This window comes from Halomonas sp. TG39a (assembly GCF_000744395.1).
Classification (GTDB): Bacteria; Pseudomonadota; Gammaproteobacteria; order Pseudomonadales; family Halomonadaceae; genus Vreelandella; species Vreelandella ventosae_B.
This window is the reverse complement of the sequence record NZ_JQLV01000001.1, coordinates 3,410,569-3,429,117: the sequence shown is the minus strand read 5'-3', so window position 1 is coordinate 3,429,117 and position 18,549 is coordinate 3,410,569. Positions and strand designations below refer to the sequence as shown.

18 protein-coding genes are annotated in these 18,549 nt (G+C 56.3%); 14 read left to right on the top strand and 4 right to left on the bottom strand.

Annotated elements, in window-relative coordinates; genetic code table 11:
- The first annotated feature begins 9 nt into the window (after positions 1-9).
- The 7 genes from U738_RS15365 (at position 10) to mscL (ending at position 7,277) form a co-directional block, all read left to right on the top strand.
- On the top strand, positions 10-1,419 hold the full coding sequence (locus tag U738_RS15365; protein WP_200882493.1) for an aminotransferase class III-fold pyridoxal phosphate-dependent enzyme: 1,410 nt from the start codon (positions 10-12) through the stop codon (positions 1,417-1,419).
- Between the two features lie 112 nt (positions 1,420-1,531).
- The gene (locus tag U738_RS15360) at positions 1,532-2,860 is read left to right on the top strand and encodes a hypothetical protein (RefSeq protein ID WP_035582080.1); all 1,329 of its coding nucleotides are present in this window, start codon (positions 1,532-1,534) and stop codon (positions 2,858-2,860) included.
- Between the two features lie 41 nt (positions 2,861-2,901).
- Positions 2,902-3,879 carry a helix-turn-helix domain-containing protein gene (locus U738_RS15355; protein WP_231896782.1) on the top strand — a complete coding sequence of 326 codons (978 nt, stop codon included), beginning with the start codon at positions 2,902-2,904 and terminating at the stop codon, positions 3,877-3,879.
- A gap of 42 nt (positions 3,880-3,921) precedes the next feature.
- Entirely contained in the window at positions 3,922-4,446 is a 525-nt protein-coding gene (locus U738_RS15350) for a MarR family winged helix-turn-helix transcriptional regulator (RefSeq protein ID WP_235208655.1), read from the top strand.
- 597 nt (positions 4,447-5,043) lie between these two features.
- Positions 5,044-5,556 (top strand): SLC13 family permease, encoded by a 513-nt coding sequence (locus tag U738_RS15345; RefSeq protein ID WP_050712827.1) that lies wholly within the window; start codon positions 5,044-5,046, stop codon positions 5,554-5,556.
- A 239-nt stretch (positions 5,557-5,795) separates the two neighbouring features.
- A complete protein-coding gene (locus tag U738_RS15340) occupies positions 5,796-6,617 on the top strand; it encodes a 3-keto-5-aminohexanoate cleavage protein (protein ID WP_035582074.1) in 822 nt (273 codons plus the stop codon).
- Between the two features lie 135 nt (positions 6,618-6,752).
- Positions 6,753-7,277 carry a large-conductance mechanosensitive channel protein MscL gene (gene mscL, locus U738_RS15335; protein WP_035582071.1) on the top strand — a complete coding sequence of 175 codons (525 nt, stop codon included), beginning with the start codon at positions 6,753-6,755 and terminating at the stop codon, positions 7,275-7,277.
- A 55-nt stretch (positions 7,278-7,332) separates the two neighbouring features.
- Here the strand turns inward: mscL and U738_RS15330 are convergent, their stop codons facing one another.
- On the bottom strand, positions 7,333-8,610 hold the full coding sequence (locus U738_RS15330; protein WP_035582068.1) for a heme biosynthesis HemY N-terminal domain-containing protein: 1,278 nt from the start codon (positions 8,608-8,610) through the stop codon (positions 7,333-7,335).
- A complete protein-coding gene (locus U738_RS15325) occupies positions 8,607-9,590 on the bottom strand; it encodes a uroporphyrinogen-III C-methyltransferase (protein WP_231896783.1) in 984 nt (327 codons plus the stop codon). Before U738_RS15325 ends, U738_RS15330 begins: the two co-directional genes overlap by 4 nt.
- Here U738_RS15325 and U738_RS23615 point away from each other — a divergent pair.
- Positions 9,570-9,710, top strand: a complete 141-nt coding sequence (locus tag U738_RS23615) for a hypothetical protein (protein WP_231896784.1) — start codon at positions 9,570-9,572, stop codon at positions 9,708-9,710. The two genes, U738_RS15325 and U738_RS23615, sit on opposite strands and share 21 nt — an antisense overlap.
- Positions 9,697-9,882, top strand: coding sequence for a hypothetical protein (locus U738_RS23610; RefSeq protein WP_161786296.1), 186 nt, complete (start codon positions 9,697-9,699; stop codon positions 9,880-9,882). Before U738_RS23615 ends, U738_RS23610 begins: the two co-directional genes overlap by 14 nt.
- 243 nt (positions 9,883-10,125) lie before the next feature.
- On the opposite strand, the gene U738_RS15320 is transcribed toward U738_RS23610, so the two are convergent.
- Both U738_RS15320 and hemC read right to left on the bottom strand, forming a co-directional pair.
- Positions 10,126-10,905, bottom strand: a complete 780-nt coding sequence (locus tag U738_RS15320) for a uroporphyrinogen-III synthase (RefSeq protein ID WP_035582062.1) — start codon at positions 10,903-10,905, stop codon at positions 10,126-10,128.
- Complete coding sequence (gene hemC, locus U738_RS15315) at positions 10,902-11,846, bottom strand: hydroxymethylbilane synthase (protein WP_035582060.1); 945 nt, start codon at positions 11,844-11,846, stop codon at positions 10,902-10,904. The genes U738_RS15320 and hemC overlap by 4 nt, the downstream gene beginning before the upstream one ends.
- A gap of 135 nt (positions 11,847-11,981) precedes the next feature.
- Here hemC and U738_RS15310 point away from each other — a divergent pair, with 135 nt between their 5' ends.
- The 5 genes from U738_RS15310 (at position 11,982) to dapF (ending at position 18,538) form a co-directional block, all read left to right on the top strand.
- Positions 11,982-14,771, top strand: coding sequence for a bifunctional diguanylate cyclase/phosphodiesterase (locus tag U738_RS15310; protein ID WP_035582058.1), 2,790 nt, complete (start codon positions 11,982-11,984; stop codon positions 14,769-14,771).
- Positions 14,772-14,868: 97 nt separating this feature from the next.
- On the top strand, positions 14,869-16,272 hold the full coding sequence (argH, locus tag U738_RS15305) for an argininosuccinate lyase (RefSeq protein WP_035582057.1): 1,404 nt from the start codon (positions 14,869-14,871) through the stop codon (positions 16,270-16,272).
- A complete protein-coding gene (gene lptM, locus U738_RS23605; RefSeq protein WP_022521220.1) occupies positions 16,269-16,400 on the top strand; it encodes an LPS translocon maturation chaperone LptM in 132 nt (43 codons plus the stop codon). Before argH ends, lptM begins: the two co-directional genes overlap by 4 nt.
- A 33-nt stretch (positions 16,401-16,433) precedes the next feature.
- Positions 16,434-17,705 (top strand): diaminopimelate decarboxylase, encoded by a 1,272-nt coding sequence (gene lysA, locus U738_RS15300; RefSeq protein ID WP_035582056.1) that lies wholly within the window; start codon positions 16,434-16,436, stop codon positions 17,703-17,705.
- Positions 17,705-18,538: a diaminopimelate epimerase gene (gene dapF, locus U738_RS15295; protein ID WP_035582054.1), complete on the top strand. Its 834-nt coding sequence runs from the start codon at positions 17,705-17,707 to the stop codon at positions 18,536-18,538. Before lysA ends, dapF begins: the two co-directional genes overlap by 1 nt.
- Positions 18,539-18,549 lie beyond the last annotated feature (11 nt).

Sequence of the window (18,549 nt, the reverse complement as noted above, 5' to 3'; positions counted from 1 at the left end):
ATGACCACCATGTCGACCCATACCGTGCTCAAGCACATCGAAACCCCAGAAGCAGCCCAGGGCGAAGCCATGTACGCAAAATACAAGACAACGGAAAAGAAATTCTGGCACCCAATGAGCGCCTCGGCGCCAGCCAACCGTGCTAACACCCTGATCATCGCCCGCGGTGACGGTAATTACATCACCGACATCGACGGCAACCGCCTGCTCGATGGCGTCGGCGGCCTGTGGAACGTCAATGTCGGCCACAACCGCCCCGAAGTGAAAGACGCCATTGCCGCGCAGCTCGACGAGCTGGCCTATTACCAGACCTTTGACGGCATCGCTCACCCGCGCGTGTTCGATCTGGCCGAGCGGCTGACCTCAATGTTCGCTCAGGAGAAAATGGCCCGCGTGCTGTTCAACTCCGGCGGCTCCGATGCGGTGGAAACCGCACTGAAAATGGCGCGCCAATACTGGATCGCGGCCGGTCAGCCCGGGCGTACCCGCTTCCTCTCGCTACGCAATGGCTACCATGGTGTGCACATTGGCGGCACCTCGATTGGCGGCAACGGCGTCTATCACTACAACCATGGTCAACTGCTTGCCGGTTGCCACCTGCTCGACACCCCCTGGCTGTATCGCAACCCCTGGGATTGCCGCGATCCAGAGGAGCTGGTCGAGCATTGCATTCGTCAACTCGAGGAGCAGATCGACTTCCTCGGTGCTGGCTCAATCGCTGCCTTTGTTGCCGAGCCGGTGCAGGGCGCTGGCGGCGTGATCGTGCCGCCGTCCGCGTATTGGCCGCGCCTGCGTGAAGTTTGCGACCGGCACGACATCCTGCTGATCGCCGATGAAGTGGTTACCGGCTTCGGTCGCAGCGGCTGCATGCTCGGCAGCCGTGGCTGGGGCGTGGCGCCAGACATTCTGTGTCTGGCCAAGGGGATTTCTGCTGGCTATATCCCGCTGGGTGCCACGGTATTCAATCAGCGCATCGTCGATGCCATCGAAAACGCCCCCAGCTTCGCCAACGTGATCATGCACGGCTACACCTACAGCGGCCATCCGGTTGCTTGTGCTGCAGCACTGGCAGTGTTGGACATTGTTGAGAAGGAAGACCTGCCAGGCAACGCGGCAAAGGTGGGCGCGCACCTGATCGAGGGCTTGAAGCCTCTGAGCGAGCGTTTCGACGTGGTTGGCGAAGTGCGTGGCAAGGGCCTGATGGTCGCACTTGACCTGGTCGCCGACAAACGCACCCGTCAGCCGCTGAATCCTGCCGAGGGGCATGCCACTCGTATTGCTGAGGAGGCCCGCCAGCAAGGAGTACTTGTGCGCCCGGTGGGCAGCAAGATCATCCTCTCCCCGCCGTTGACCTTGACGAACGATGAGGCCGATATGATCGTTCAGGCGCTTGAGACGGCCCTTTCGCGCCAGGGCTAGGTGCTTTAAACGAGCGCGTTCCATCTTCATAAGGATGACGCATGCTCTAATCGAACAGCTCGTGAGTTCACAACAAGCGAGCCAATAAGAAAAAGATTATCAAGGTGCAGATATGAACTCCTTTAAGACAACCTGGGTTACAAGTAGTGCTTTGGCGCTGGCAATCGCCATTGGTCAGGTAGGTCAGGCTCAAGCCTACGAACTGTTTACGAGTACTGATGGGGAAGTGAATGCCGATCTGTTAGCCGTCCATGGCTGGATGAACAGCCGCAAGAACTACGACGGCAGGGAAGATGGCTCGAATTGGCGCGAGGGTTTCATTAAGTACGGTTTCAGCGGTTATCAGGGGTTGGCAGGATCTGGCACCTTGTATGGTGGCCTCAACTGGGTCAGCTCCGCCACTTGGGGGGATGGTGATGCCGGTGGTAACAGTGACGGCACAGAGCGCAGAACGTCGCTTGAGGATGCCTATCTGGGGTGGCGCTCTGCGGATATTTTCCCCGCTCTTGGGCAGGATGGGCTGGATTTCTCGTTTGGCCGACAGGTCGTCCAACTCGGCAAGGGGTTCATCATTAATGACGATGGTTTGAATCTAGGCAGGGGACCGGCCGACGGTGCACTCAATCGAGGCGGCGCCTATTATTTGGCGGCCAGACATGCCTTTGATCGCACCGCAGTGGTGCGCATCGGAGGTGAACAGGGCCTGCACGGGACGGCTGCCTGGCTAAAGTCCGATAATCTTGCTCAAGCAGAAACTGAGCTCGCCGCTACCACCATCGACTACGCCAGTGATGCCGGTAATGTCGGCCTGACCTGGGTACATGGTCTTGATGTCAACCGCGAGTGGGCCAGCGATTTTCTTCAGCAGCGTGATGGAATGGATGTCTACAGCGTACGGGGTGGCAGTGATGCCGGTATTGAGAACGCCAACGTCGAGTTCGAATATGCCTGGCAGGACAAAGATTCTGGCACAGAAAATGCTTGGTATATCGAGGCTGGCTACACTTTCATGGAAGCCCCTTGGACCCCGAGCCTAACGTACCGCTATACACGCTACTCGAGGGACTGGGACTCGCTGTTCACGGGCTTGAACAGTCCTGCTCTGGGTACTTGGTTCCAAGGCGAAGTCGCGGCCAACTATGCGGGGCCCTATGCGCGCAATAACGATGTCCACCATCTCGCCTTGAGAGCTAGCCCTATGGAGAATCTTACTCTTGGTGCACTGTTCTTTGACTTTAGCACCTTGGGAGGGCGCAATACGTTGAACCTGGATGGCCGAGAACTGGATCTGTATGCGGAGTGGGCCGTGAACGACAACATTGTCATCACTCCCTTGCTGGGCTTTTACAAGCCAGAGAGAAGTGAGAACGATGGAGGGACCCAAGTGGATGGCAATGGGACCAATGTGTACGCGCAGCTCGTCTTGGCGGCGTTCTTTTGACTATTTGACCCATGGGGGTGGTCGGCGCTGTGAAGTGAACCATGCTGCTGAGCGATGGGCGATGCAGTATTTTCAGAGGGCCGATTATGCGATACGAAGTTCGTTCTTTTCATGACTCTCAACAGCATGCTGCTGCTATCCAGGGATGGCAGCAGGTTTATGACCAACTGGGCTCAGGGCGCCTTTCGAGTGAGCTTTTTCAGGTCTCAGGAGAGCGTTTTCAAGTTTTTCATGAAGTGCTGGATAAGCGAGTCGTCCAGCATGGAAACGCACCTAAACAACGCTTCTGCATGGCCTTTGCTACCGGAAAGTCACCCATTATCCAGAGGGGCAAAGTAGGATCTAATAGCGTTCTACTACTCCGCGACGGAGAAGAGTTCCTGCTACATGCTCCGGAACGAACGGCGTTCTTGTCGTTGAGTGTCGATCTCGAAAGATTAACCCGATTGGCGGACATTGAGCTGGGATCAGCTCGGTTTTCCCAGTTCGTCTCGCTGCCGGGCATGCATGTCCCGATGCGGCTGCTGAAAGAAATAAAAGCTCAGGTGTGTCGGAGTTTCGATGGCTCCATCAGGCAGGGGGAGCACGAAGCTCCCGCCCTTGAGAAGGACGTCGAAGATACCTTGATGTCTGTGCTGCTCGATATTTTCTTGCAGTCGCATGCCGAGGAGAAACGCAGCGAGCTTGCTGTGAGTGCCTATATCGTCAAGAAAAGCCAGGAGTTAGCCCTGGCCGATCCGGGCGGCCCGCTTAGTGTGCTTGATCTCTGTGAGGGCTTACGCGTCAGTCGTAGGACATTACAAAATAGTTTTCAGCGAGTCGTGGGGATGCGCCCGATCGAGTTTTTAAGATGTATTAGGTTGAATGCCGTACGACGAAAGTTAGCAAATTCTACCTTAATGGAAAGTACGGTGGGTGATGTCGCGTATGAAATGGGATTTCGTCATTTGAGCCATTTTTCGGCAAGTTACTACAAATTGTTTGGTGAGTACCCTTCTGAGACACAGCGACTTGAGTGAGGTAGTGAAGCATTCGTTGAGCGCTTTCGTTATAGAGAATACATGCTAGAATATTCTACTATTTTCGTAGCGCTGGGAGCGCCTCCCATTATGGTCGACAAGGATGAACTTGCCTCCTCCTTCTTCCCTCTTTCTGATGAGTATCGGGCACAAGACTTTCCCCTCTACTGGGTAGCTCGATTGAATGCTAAATACAGTGCCGATGTGGATTCTCTACTCAAGCCTCATGGGTTGAGTTCTTCCAAATGGCGGGTGCTCATGATCCTGCGTGAGCAAGGCCGCCTGAGTATGTCGGATATTGCCACTCATGCGGCGGCGAAGCTCTCCACCATCACTAAAATCGTCTATAAAATGCAAGAGATAGGATTGCTCAAAACCTCTCCTTCTCCCCAGGATGGCCGTGTCACTGAGGTGGAGTTGACTGAGAGTGGTGAAGCCAAGTTGACTGTGGTCAGAGAGCTTATGGGACGTGTGGTAGAAAAGGCTTTTACCGACTTGCATAAGGATGAAATCATTTATATTAACCGATGCCTAAGCAAGATGTTCCGCAACTTAAACTCGTTGTAATACTTCCAGATGGCAGCGGAATATTGATGATTAAAGAAGACTACCTCACGGAGAAGACACTGGCATCCGGCGACTGATCCAAGGTGCGCTATGATCGATTCTCTTTCTCTGTTCAAGAGAGCTTTAGTAACTGTATATAGTTGACGACCGCATCAGTTGAATGGCGGGGCTGACCACCATCGCGGAAAACGAGGCTTGGTTGCCCTATGCGTCGCTGGAATAGGCCCTCACTTTTCTCAACTGGCCTCCTTATCCAAGCTGATATTTGGGTTTTTTTGCTTTCCTACCAAAGCTCTCTGCGCTTTCTCGCTCGGTAGTAAAGGTGTGATCCTCGTATCCCAGCACTATACCGCAGTCCAGAAAACTGCCGGCATGTGAGCACCCCTTAACAGAATCGTACGGTGCTTTTCCTTGCGACTACTCATACGTAGCTGACACTGGTGAAAGAGCCAGTTCATCTATTAGTCGTAAGCTATACGTCGTAACTAAGGCGGATATTCCGTATTCCTTGTGGCTATTACCATACCGCCACCGCAGTGATTATGGTGCCCATTGGAGGCTCGATCATTGCGCTAGTGAAGTCACTGGGTAACGGTGATGACACGCCCAAGTGTGCTACTGGGCATTGCCTATGCCATCACCATCGGCTCCATGGCCACATTGATCGGCCAGCCGCCGATGGCGCTAATGCGCGCCTACATGGAAGACACCCACGGGCTTAGCATCGGATTTTGCCACTGGATGCTGGTGGGTGTGCCTTTCTCATTCACCATGCTGATATTGGCTTGGCTGGTTCTCAACAAGCTGGTGTTCCGCTCGGAAGTTGAGAACATCCAGGGTGGCCGGGCTATGATCGAGACAGAGCTCAAGGGGATGGGCCGACTGTCGCCTGAAGAGTCGCGTGTATTGATGGTCTTTGCCGGGGCGGTGTTCTGCTGGGTTTTCGTGCCGTTAATCGCGAGAATTCCTGTAGTGCAGAGTGCGCTGCCTTGGTTGGGTAACATCAACGATACCAGTGTGGCGATTCTGATGTTTGTGATTCCCGCCTCTAAAGGAAAAGGGGCGTTGCTGGATTGGTCGGCTACCCGAGACGTGCCCTGGGGGGGCTGATTTTGTTTGGCGGTGGCCTAACACTCTCAGCCCAGTTCACCGCCTCTGGCTTGAGTGCCTGCCCTACGAGTCGCTTGAGTAGCGCTTAAGTGTTGCAACCTTTCCTCCCTTGCCCAAGCGGATACTTGGGCTTTTTTTTCGCCTTTTCGCGATGATTTGAATTTGACGCTGGTAAATATCTGGCCTATCTTGTTCGTATTACAAATTAGTATTCGTTATGCGAACAAAAAGAGGTTTCCATGTCCCAGCCCTGCATTATTTGTGTCGCCATTACCGGCAGCCTGCCACGCAAAGAGAACAATCCTGCCGTGCCCATCACGGTTGAAGAGCAGGTGGAAAGCACTCAGGCTGCGTTTGAGGCGGGAGCTAGCATTGCCCACTGCCATGTGCGCAACGATGACCAAACGCCTTCCTCTGACCCAGAGAAGTTTGGTCGCCTAATGGAAGGGCTTAAGAAGCACTGCCCTGGCATGATTATTCAGCTCTCTACCGGTGGGCGTTCCGGCGCTGGTGAGGCACGCGGTGGCATGCTGCCGCTGAAGCCTGATATGGCTAGTCTCTCGGTGGGCTCCAATAACTTCCCCAATCGTGTTTACGAGAATCCGCCGCAGTTGGTGGAGTGGCTTGCAGAGGAAATGCTCAAGTACGATATAAAACCCGAAATCGAGGCCTTCGATTTGTCGCATATCCATCAAGCGGTGGCACTTTCCAAGCAGGGCAAGCTTAAAACTCCGCTGTATGTTCAGTTCGTCATGGGCGTTAAAAACTCCATGCCAGCGGACAAGCCCACCTTTGATTTCTATATTGAGACGCTCAAGCGGCTGGCGCCGGAAGCCCAATGGTGTGGCGCAGGTATTGGTGCCAATCAATATCTGCTTAATGAATGGTCGATTGCGGCAGGCGGCCATACCCGCACTGGGTTAGAAGATAACGTGCGCTTGGACAGTAATACGCTGGCGCCTTCTAACGCAGCGTTGGTCGAGCGTACTGTCGCACTGTGTGAAAAGTACCAGCGCCCTGTGGCGACGTGGCAGCAGGCCCGTGAGATGCTTGGGTTATAGAGTGGATTTAAGCCTTGGTGGCCAGCCCTCAACCTGAATAAATTTACTTGCCGCCTAACGTACCGTCGCCCATGCTCTTAATTGAATGAAGTGGCGCTGGGTATTGGCTAAAACGCAACGTTAGGACATTGGGAAATGGCAAAGTTCTTTCAGGAATTCCGTGAGTTTGCGGTAAAAGGCAACGTCGTCGATATGGCGGTGGGGATTATTATCGGCGGGGCGTTTACGCTGATTGTGCAGAGCCTGGTGGCGGATGTAATGAATCCGCTGATTGGCTTGCTGGTTGGCGGGGTCGACTTTTCCAATCTGTTTGTGGTGTTGCGGCCAGGAAGTGTGGCTGGCCCCTATGCAACGCTGGCGGATGCCCAGGCGGCAGGGGCGGTAACGCTAAATGTGGGGCTGTTTATCAATGCGGTGGTCAGCTTTACGATCGTTGCCTTTGTGGTCTTCTTATTGGTACGCACCATTAACCGGTTAAAACGCGAAGAGGCGGTAGCGCCTGCAAGCCCAGCAGAGCAGCCATGCCCTTACTGCTTAATGGTGGTGCCGATCAAAGCCACCCGCTGTGGTCACTGCACAGCAACACTTCCTTCGCCAGCAGTGGCTGAAGCGGCGGATGAGGCCATCACCCCGCCGCACATGCCGCCAGCCAAACCTTGAACCACTAAAAAGGGCGCCTATAAAGGCGCCCTGAAAAGTAATACCAGAAGCGCCACTAGGCGCTTTTCTTAATGGTTTTGCTATCTTTTTGCTTACTTTCGGGCTTTTTGCTGTCGCTAGCATCGCTGGGTTGGGGCAACGAAGGTAGCGACTTGGCCAGCATTTCGACGCTGTGACGGTAGTAGAGTTGGCTCTTGTTATGCTCGCCAAGGCTTGCATAGAGACGGGCAAGTTCTGCACAGACTTCGCCATTGGGGCGCTGGCGCTGGCTGGCTTCGAAGTACTCCAGCGCTTTATCCCATTTGCCGGTACGCAGTGAAAGGCGGCCACAGGCGAGCAGTAGCTCGGGGTCGTTGGGGCGCTCTTGTAACCACTTTTCGGCTTTTACCAGTTGGCGACCCGCGTCCACGTTCAGCAGGCCGTAGCGTTTTACTAAACGTGCGTCCCAATGGTTATCCAGCGAATGGTTGAGCAGTCGCTCGGCGATCGGTTCTTCGTTGGCTTGAATCAGCGCCTCGGTATAGAGCACGATCAGCTCGGTATTACCGCGAAGGTAGTCGGGCATATCGGCCCAAAGACCGCGCACTCGCTCAATGTTAGTGGGGTTTTGCGCCTCGAATACGATGAGCTCGCGGTAGGCTTTAAACTCCAGCTGTTCACGCTCTTGCTGAGTGATGAGCTTCTGCGCCGCGAGGCGTGGAATCAAGCGCCGTAAACCTTCCCAATCATTGACGCTCAAGTGCACCTGTTTGAGTAGCTTGAGCACCTGCGGGTGGTTGGAGAGCTTCTTATCCAGGCGATTAAGAATCGCCAGCGCTTCTTCCGGCTGCTGACGCTCAATCATCATTTGCGCCTGCATCAAGCCAACGGCCGTATCGGCTCCATCGGTGGTTAGCTGCGCCTGGTTCAGATGCTCCTGGGATTTGGTGTGGTGGCCCTGATAATGGGCGGCCAGCGCTGCCGATAAGTAGTTGACCAGCGGTGTGCTGGAGTCATCAGCGGCGTTAAGCAGGCTCTTTTCCGCTTTTTTCCAGCGCCCTTCGGTCAGCGCTACCAGGCCACGCACGGTGCGCTGCATGGCGCGACGGTTGCGGGCGCGGCTGTTCCAACTACGAAAGCGCCCCATGGGACGAATAATGCCGCTGAGCAAACGCAGTACAAAGTGTAGAACGATAAAGGCGGCAAACAGCAGCACCAGACCAAACCAGAACGAGGTTTGGATGGAGGAGTCGCCCACGCGGATCAACCAGTAGCCGGGCACAGACATCATCAGGTGCCCAAATAGGGCCCCGACGGCGAGGCCTGCGACAATCAGGAGAACAAGCTTTCTCATGATTCACCTCCGCTTTGGCCACGCGTCTCGTAGCGGTTCTCGATAAAGCGTGCAAGTTCCTGCTGTGAAGCGCTGATGTCCGGCAGCTCTGGTTTTACCTCTGCTTCCTTGAGCTCTTGAAGGCGCGTAATAACGCTTTGGGTCTCTTCACGAGCGGTGTCGTAGTAGTCGTTCAGCAGCTGTAGCGCTTTGTCGATACTCGCGTCGTAAAGCTCTTTCTCTTCGTTGAGCAGAGCTAACTGCGTCTGCTCCAGTACCAGGCGCAGGCTCTGGCGCAGGTAGGACTCTTGCTCTGGGGTGATCAGCGCTTCCAGGGCTTCGTCGTGATGACGAACCACCACCAGGTCTTTGAGCTCTTCACCGAAGCGTGCCAGCTGGCGTTGGAAAGTGCCGGTGGGCGGCTCTTCGATGCTAGAAGTGACCGCCTGCGCTTCGATTTCTTGGGAAAGACGTAGGCTGGAAATGCGCTCCTGTTGGGCATTGAGTGCTAAGTAGAGGCCGGTGCGGTCAATCTGGGGTACGGCGTCAAGGGCGGCTAGCTCGTTGGCAATCGCTTCGCGTACAGGGGTCAACGCAGGATTATCAGCATCAACCAGACGGGCGTCGGCAGTACGCAGCAGTGCCGACGCGCCGTCTACGTCGCCTTCAAGCTGTAGGCGCTGATTGGCCAGACGCAGCAGGTAAGCCGCTTCAGCATGCAGCCACTCGCGTTCGTCGGTGTCCTGCTCTTGAGAGAGCTGATCCAGCACTTGCCCCAGGGTCTCATCGACATCGCTGCGGTAGCTATCAAATTCGTCGCGCAGTTCGCCCATGGTGTTTTGCAGGGCCTCATCGCGCTCGGCTTCGCCGCTATCCAGGCGTGACTCAAGGTCGCTGACCGCCTGTTGCGAGGCGCTACCTTCAGCCTGTTGCGCCAGTTCGTCGAGGCGCTGCTGCTGACTATCCAGGCGTTGCCAACCTTGCCAAGCGACGAACGCCAAGGCAACCGCCAGGATAATCACCAGGGCAATTGCGAGGCCGCCACTTTTGCCGCCACCACCGGTACTCTTGCCGTTGCCGCTATCTTTGTGACCGGTGGGCGGCGGTGTGCCAGCCGATGACTTGTCGCTGGACGGCTTGGACGAGGTGGCGTTTGAAGTGGATGAGCTTGAGGCTGACCCGCTTGAGGAAGAAGGGCTTGAAGAGGCGGCAGCGCTCGGTGAGCCTGCACTAGTTGCACTCTCTTTAGGTTTAGACGTGCTGGAGCTGCTAGACGGCGTATCTGCCGATTGAGCCGTAGGAGGACTGCTGGCAGCGGTTGAACTTGCAGCAGAAGAGCCCTTTCCACGCCGGCGCGACCGACTATTTTTAGCACCGCTTTGAGCGGGTGCTGTTGAGCTCGGCGTGCTGGGCTCAGTCGCGTCGGTCGTGGAAGCTGCTTTGTCGGTCGTTTTAGAGACGCCTTGGGAGGCATCGGCGGACGTCGGTTGTACGTCATCCTGATCGTTTACTTGTTTGCTCATCTGTCGCTAGCCCTTAGTAAGTTCCTTGATCGACATCGGCACCCTGTGGGTCGCAGGTCTCCAACGCCGCTATCAACGCAGCTGGCGTTGCTCCGGACGCCACCTTGAGGTCACAAAAACCTAGTATGCCAGCCAGTGTAGCCAAACGGCGACTGGAAACGATTAGCGGTTGGTTCAAGGCCGCCTGATTACACCATTTTGCCAGATGTTCCAGCAGTTCGCTGCTGGTGACGATCAACGCCCGATAATTAGCTGAAGAAAGGCGCGCTTGCAGGGCGGGTGTAAGTGGGTGAAACATGCGTCGATAGACGGCAACACGGGTCACCGTTGCCCCCCGCTCGGCAAGCGTATCTGCAAGCAGTGGGCGGCCACCTTCCCCCGCCACCAGTAGAATGCGCTGGTGCTTTAACTGCTGTAGCGAGGCAAGCGCAAGCAGCGCTTCACTGGTATCTTCGCCTGCGCTGGGCGAAGGGACATGCACGCGTACCCCCAACTGATCATAAAGCGTCGCCGCGGTGGCACTGCCAACGCTGTAGTAATCAATGCCAATGGGCAGTTGCGGCCAGAAGCGATCCAGCGCCTCGCTTAAACAAGTGGCGGCAAAGGGGCTGATGACGATTATCTTGTGGTACTGATCAATATCCAGCCAGATTTGCCGCATCGCGGGATCCTCTGGCAAGGCTTCAAGTTGCATCACGTTCAGCGATTCAACGCTCTCGCCCCGTTCGCGTAGCGCAGCGGCGAGCGCCTCTCCGCGCTCGCCGGGGCGACAGATCAGTACCGGTTGGCTCATATGGCGCGGCCGTAAACCTCAGCCAGAATATCGCCAGCGCCCTGGTCGAGCAGTTCTTCAGCAATGCGAATTCCCAGCGCTTCGGGCTCATGCATCGAGCCGCTGCCTTCAGCACGCAGCACTTCAGTGCCTTCAGGGTTGCCAACCAAGCCGCGTAGCCACAGGGTTTCATTGGCGGTGTCCAGCACCGCGTGGCCTGCAATGGGCACTTGGCAGCCGCCTTCTAAACGGGTATTCATGGCCCGTTCGGCGCGTACTCGGGTTGCGGTGTCTGCGTCGTCAAGCGGGGCTAGCAAGGCAATCAGCTCGGGATCATGCAGGCGGCACTCAATGCCTAGAGCACCTTGGCCGCAGGCGGGCAAGCACACTTCCGGCGGCAGTGCCTGGGCAATCCGCTCATCCAAGCCTAAACGCTTAAGGCCTGAGGTCGCCAGGATGATGGCGTCGAATTCGCCTGCATCTAATTTGCCTAGCCGGGTTTGTACGTTGCCGCGCAGATTAAGAATCTGTAGGTCGGGGCGGGCTTCACGCATCTGCAGCCCGCGGCGTAGGCTGGCGGTGCCAATACGCGCCCCTTCGGGAAGCTCATCAATGCTAGAGTAGTGGTTAGACACAAACGCATCGGTGGGGTCAGCGCCCTCTAAAATGACCGAAAGGCCCAACCCTTCAGGGAAGTGCATCGGCACATCCTTCATCGAGTGAACGGCAATATCGGCGCGACCATCCAGCATGGCGTCTTCCAGCTCTTTTACGAACAGGCCTTTGCCGCCAATTTTCGACAGCGGCGTATCGAGAATTTTGTCGCCCTTGGTAGACAGCGCCACAAGCTCGACCTCAAGGCCGTCGTGGGCCGCCATTAAGCGGTCGCGAACGTACTCAGCCTGCCACATGGCCAATTGGCTTTTACGCGTGGCAATGCGCAGTTTGGTGATTGATAGCACGTTATTCTCCCTATACCGCAGACACGGCGAGTCAAGCTATGATAAGTGTCATCATAAAGCACCGAACGCCACAGTAAAAATAACGGAACTAATTATGCTCACGTAACGTGTTTTATTCGTTCCCTAGGAAATCTTATGTCTTTAGTGTTACCCCACGGCCAGCTTGACCAGTTTTTCCTGCTCTCACGGGACCTGTTCTGCTGTATCGACTTTGAAGGCACGCTACTGCAAGTCAATCCAGCCTTCGAGACGCTGCTGGGGTACTCGCCCGAAAAATTAATTGGTCGCGCCTGTGGCGTCGTTGTGGATCCCCTTGATCATCCCGTCATCGAGGGGGCGTTACAGCGACTGAATCAAGGCCAAAAGATCGCTCCCTTCGAGGTGCGCGCCGTTTCAGTAACCGGCAAACAGCACTGGCTAGAAGTGACTGCTTCATTTGGCGAGGGGGTGATTTACGTAATCGCCCGGGTGATTACGCGCCGTAAGGCAGCCGATGAGCAGTTGCTGCGCAACCAACGGCTATTCAAAATTGCCGGTGAAACTGCGCTGATTGGTGGTTGGTATGTCGACATGGCGGATGGCAAGCCCATTTGGTCGGATGAACTCAGCCATATCCACGGTATGCCAGCTGGGTTTCAACCCAGCGTTGACGAGGCGTTCGCTTTCTATGCGCCTGAGTCGCAGGAACGCCTGCTGGCGGCATTCAATGCCTGCTGTGAACACGGCGTAAGTTTTGATAGTGAGTATGAGGTGATTACCCGCCAAGGTAAGCATCTTTGGGTGCGGGCGATTGGCAAAGCGGTACGCGATGACGAGGGCCGCATCATTCAGGTGCAGGGAGCGTCGCAGGATATTACCGAACAAAAGCAGCTGCGCGAAAACCTCACTCAGCTTGCGCACCGGCTTACCATGACCCTTGATAGCATTACCGACAGTTTTTTTACCCTGGATAACGATTGGCGTTTTAGCTACGTTAATCGCGAGGCTGAGCGTATTTTGAGGCGCCGCGAGGGTGAATTGCTAGGCCAGCATATTTGGCAGAGCTTTCCTGATGCCGTGGGTAGCCGCTTTGAAAAAGAGTATCAGCGCGCCGCGAGCGAACAGATAGCGGTACATTTTGAAGCATTCAATCCCCGGCTCAATAGTTGGCTTGAAGTGCACGTCTACCCTTCGCCCGAAGGGCTAGCGGTCTATTTCCGCGATATTAACGAGCGCAAAGCGACCGAGCATCAGCTAAAACTGCTGGAGCGTAGCGTTGAGTCAAGCACCAATGGCGTCATCATTGTCGATGCGCAGCGTGCTGATTGGCCTATTGTGTATGTCAATGCCGCTTTTGAGCGAATTACCGGCTATTCGCGTAGCCAGGCACTGGGGCGCAACTGTCGTTTTCTGCAGGGTGAAGAGACAGATCCCGCGACTATCAAGCAGCTAAAAGTGGGGGTTGTCGAACAGCGCGAAGTGCACGTGGTTATCCGCAACTATCGGCGTGATGGCACGGTTTTTTGGAACGACCTGTATATTTCACCTGTTCTCGATGAGAGCGGCCACGTGACCCACTTTATTGGCGTCCAGAACGATATCTCTGAACAGCGCGAATATCAGGCCCAGCTCGCCCATAACGCCCACCATGACGCCCTTACGGGATTGCCCAATCGCCTGCTGCTAGGTCAACGTTTAGAGCAAGGGTGCGTGGTGGCGCGCCGCTACCAGCGCTACATAGCCGTGCTGTTTATTGATTTGGACGATTTCAAACCGATCAACGATACGCTTGGCCATGAGGTGGGTGATTTTATTCTGGTCGAGGTTGCCAAGCGGCTGGAAAATGAACTGCGCCCCTGGGATACCGTTGCGCGATTTGGCAGCGACGAATTCGTCGTGCTACTGCCGGACCTGGCCCACCAAGATGATGTGATACAGGTGGTCGAGCGGGTTCTCCAGGGGCTTTCGCCACCTTACTGGTATCGTGGCAGCGAACTGCGCATCACCGCCAGTATCGGCATTGCCATCAACGATGGCAGCATGAAAAACCCTCGCCAGCTTATCCAGCAGGCCGATTTGGCGATGTACAAGGCCAAACGGAGGGGGCGGAATACCTACCATTGGTATACCGAAGACTTGAATCGCAAGGTTAGCGAACGGGTCAGCTTACGCAGCGCTCTACAGCAAGCCATTGAGCAGCAGCAGTTCGCGCTTCATTACCAGCCGCAAATCCACGCGCCAAGTGGGCGCGTGGTGGGGGTCGAAGCGCTGATCCGCTGGCAGCATCCTGAGCGTGGTAATATCCCGCCGTGTGATTTTATTAGCCTTGCCGAGGATACTGGCCAGATCATTCCCATCAGCGAGTGGGTGTTGGCCACCGCCTGTCGCGATGCTCAGCAGCTCAATGGACTGGGATTGGGTGAAATCACCATGGCGGTCAATATCTCGCCTATGCAGTTTCAACGCCCTGGTTTTTTAGCCTCAATTGAGCAGGTGCTGACTAGCAGTGGCCTAACGTCCTCGCTGTTAGAGCTGGAACTGACCGAGAGTGTTCTGATGGACAGCGCCGAGCAAGCGATCCAGGCGTTAAAGAGTTTGCGAGCGCTGGGAGTTCTGATTGCACTAGACGACTTTGGCACCGGCTTTTCTAGTTTGAGCTACTTAAAGCGCCTGCCGATTAATCGCATCAAGATTGACCGCTCCTTTGTGCGCGACGTAATCTCCGACCGCCGCGACGCTGCCATTATCGACGGCGTGGTCGCCATGGCAGGCAAAATGGGGCTGGAGGTGCTGGTCGAGGGCGTAGAAGAAGCCGAGCAGTTTAACTACCTTCAGCAGCGCGGCTGTGACTATTTCCAGGGCTACTACTTTGCCCGCCCCATGCCCCTCGACGCCCTGCGTGAATTTTTGCACAAACCGCCTGCCGTCATAACGTCGTGCTCTTAGCCCGCGCATAAATAAAAACGGCGTGCCGCTGACCGGGGCGACTCTGGTACACTTTCTGCTAACGACTCCATTGTTTTGTCAGCAGGATATATCTTCGATGAGCCAAGCCACGAATCAGTCTTGGGGCGGTCGCTTTAGCGAGCCCACCGATGCCTTTGTTGCACGCTTCACCGCGTCTGTTAATTTCGACCAGCGCCTGGCCCCCCAGGACATCCGGGGCTCCATCGCCCACGCCACTATGCTGGCCAGAGTGGGCGTGCTGACCGATGACGAACGTGATGCGATTATTAACGGTCTGAACGAGATTCAGGGCGAAATCGAGCGCGGCGAATTTAACTGGTCGGTGCCGCTGGAAGATGTGCACATGAACATCGAAGCGCGGCTGACCGAAAAGATCGGCATTACCGGTAAAAAACTCCACACCGGGCGTTCGCGTAACGATCAGGTAGCCACCGATATCCGTCTGTTTATGCGCGATGAAATCGACGTTATCGAAGTGGAATTGAAGCGCCTGCGTGAAGGCATGATCGAACTGGCTGACCGTGAAGCCGAGACGATTATGCCCGGTTTTACCCACCTGCAAACTGCCCAGCCGGTCACCTTTGGCCACCATATTCTAGCTTGGCAAGAGATGTTGGCTCGCGACCACGAGCGCCTGTTGGACTGCCGCAAGCGCGTCAACGTCATGCCGCTGGGCGCCGCCGCCCTGGCCGGCACTACCTATCCCATCGACCGCCACGTGACCGCAGAACTGTTAGGCTTTGACCGCCCCACGGAGAACTCCCTGGACGCGGTCTCCGATCGTGACTTCGCCATCGAATTCACCAGCTTTGCCAGCATCCTGTTGATGCACCTGTCGCGTATGAGCGAAGAGCTGGTGCTGTGGACCAGCGCCCAGTTCAACTTTATCGATCTGCCCGACCGCTTCTGCACCGGCTCATCCATCATGCCGCAGAAGAAAAACCCCGACGTACCGGAACTGGTGCGCGGCAAAACCGGTCGTGTTTATGGCCACCTGATGTCGTTGTTAACGCTGATGAAGTCGCAGCCGTTGGCCTACAACAAAGACAATCAGGAAGATAAAGAGCCGCTGTTCGATGCAGTGGATACCGTGCGCGACTGCCTAAAAGCCTTCGCCGATATGGTGCCCGCTATTGAGCCCAAAAAAGCCAGCATGTATGAAGCGGCGCGGCGTGGTTTCTCCACCGCGACGGACTTGGCCGACTACCTGGTGCGCAAAGGCGTGGCTTTCCGCGATGCCCACGAAATCGTCGGGCAGTCGGTGGCCTATGGCCTTAAAACCGAAAAAGACCTGTCCGAGATGAGCCTGGATGAGCTCAAACAGTTCTCCGATACCATTGAGCAGGATGTGTTCGAGGTGTTAACCCTGGAAGGCTCGGTCGCTGCCCGTAATCACATTGGTGGTACCGCGCCGAATCAGGTGCGGGCAGCCGCCCAGCGAGCGCGCGAGGCGCTGAGTGCGCTCAAGGCGGGCGCATGAAAACGCTGGCAATCATGGCCCTTTCGGCGCTGCTGTTAACTGCGGTTGTTGGCTGTGGGCAAAAAGGGCCGCTTTATCTGCCGGAAGATGCGCCCGCTGACGAGCAATCTGCCCAGGCGTCTGAATAGATAGCTGCAGGCCCAGGAGAAGGGGAGAGCACCATGGATTATTTTAACTACCGGGATGGCGTGCTATACGCCGAAGACGTGCCGCTGTCACGGATTGCCGACGAGTACGGCACGCCCTGCTACGTCTACTCAAAAGCCACCTTTGAGCGCCACTTTCGCGCCTATACTGAAGCGCTGGGTGGCCACCCGCACCTGATTTGTTACGCGGTGAAGGCCAACTCCAATCTGGCCGTGCTGGGCCTGTTGGCCACGCTTGGCGCCGGGTTCGATATTGTCTCCATCGGCGAGCTTGAGCGGGTGCTTAAAGCGGGCGGCGATCCGGCCAAGGTAGTGTTTTCCGGGGTTGCCAAGCAGCCCCATGAAATGGCCCGCGCGCTGGACGTGGGTATTAAGTGCTTTAACGTTGAGTCGCGCCCCGAGCTTGAGCGTTTGAATCGCGTTGCCGGTGAGCTGGGCAAAATGGCCCCGGTCTCGTTGCGGGTCAATCCGGATGTGGACGCGGGCACCCACCCGTATATCTCCACCGGCTTGAAGGACAACAAGTTCGGCATCCCGGTGGATGAAGCGCTGGCGGTTTACGAACTGGCCGCAAGCCTGCCAAATGTGCAGGTGAAAGGGCTTGATTGCCACATTGGTTCGCAGCTCACCGAAACGGCACCGTTTTTGGATGCGTTAGACCGCTTGTTGATGCTTATGGAGCGGCTGCGTGAGCGCGGTATCGAAATCGAGCACCTCGATTTAGGTGGCGGTTTGGGCGTGCCTTACCGCGATGAAAAGCCGCCACAGCCGTTTGATTACGCTAGCCAGCTGCTGGCGCGGCTTTCCCGCTGGGAGGGTGGCGAAGCGCTTACGCTGCTGTTTGAACCGGGCCGTTCGATCGCTGCCAATGCGGGCGTCATGCTTACTCGGGTAGAGTTTCTCAAGCCCGGCGAGACCAAGAACTTTGCCATTGTCGATGCGGCCATGAACGACTTGATTCGCCCTGCGCTGTACCAAGCCTGGCAGGCGATTGTGCCGGTGGATACTCGCCAAGTTCGGGATAGCGCCTTCTACGATGTGGTCGGTCCGGTTTGTGAAACCGGCGACTTTCTGGGTAAAGAGCGCGAACTGGCGATTGCCGAAGGCGATCTTCTGGCGGTGCGCTCGGCAGGTGCCTACGGTTTTGTTATGGCGTCAAACTACAACAGCCGCCCGCGTGCCGCCGAGTTAATGGTCGATGGCGACAGCTGCCACGTGGTGCGCGCGCGGGAAACCGTTGCTAGCCTATGGGCGGGTGAAGCGCTGCTGCCCGAAGGAGGGAGCTGATGCTGTTACACTTCACCAAAATGCATGGCCTGGGCAACGACTTTGTCATGGTGGACCTGGTTACTCAGCGCGCCCGGCTGGACGAAGCACAAATCCGCGCGCTGGCTGACCGGCGTTTCGGTATTGGCTTTGATCAGCTGTTGGTTGTCGAACCGCCTCGCGATCCCGAGATGGATTTTCGCTACCGCATTTACAATGCCGACGGCAGTGAAGTGGAAAACTGCGGCAACGGCGCGCGCTGTTTTGCCCGCTTCGTGCGTGATCAGCGGCTAACCCATAAGCATGAAATTCATGTGGAAACCGCCGGTGGCCCTTTGGTACTCACCGTTCAGCACGATGGTATGGTGCGGGTGGATATGGGCCGCCCGCGGTTTAGCCCTGTGGTGCTGCCGTTCGATGCGCCTGGGGATCAACCTCTGCATCAGCTAGCCGTGGGCGACGAAACGCTGCAGATCGGTGTGGTCTCCATGGGCAACCCTCATGCGGTGATTCAGGTCGACAATGTGGATGATGCCCCGGTCGAACGCCTCGGGCCATTAGTAGAGGCGCACCCGCGCTTTCCCAAGCGTGTTAACGTGGGCTTTATGCAGGTACTCTCGCCCAGTGAAATTCGCTTGCGCGTGTATGAACGTGGTAGCGGCGAAACGCTGGCTTGCGGTACCGGTGCCTGCGCCGCGGTGGCCAGCGGCATTCGCCAAGGACTGCTGAAAAGCCCGGTAAAAGTCCATTTGCCTGGTGGCGAGCTCAGCATTGAATGGCCTGACCCTGAAGGGGCGCTAACGATGGTGGGACCGGCTACGCGCGTTTTTGATGGCCGCGTAGCACTCAATTAATTCGAGGAGAA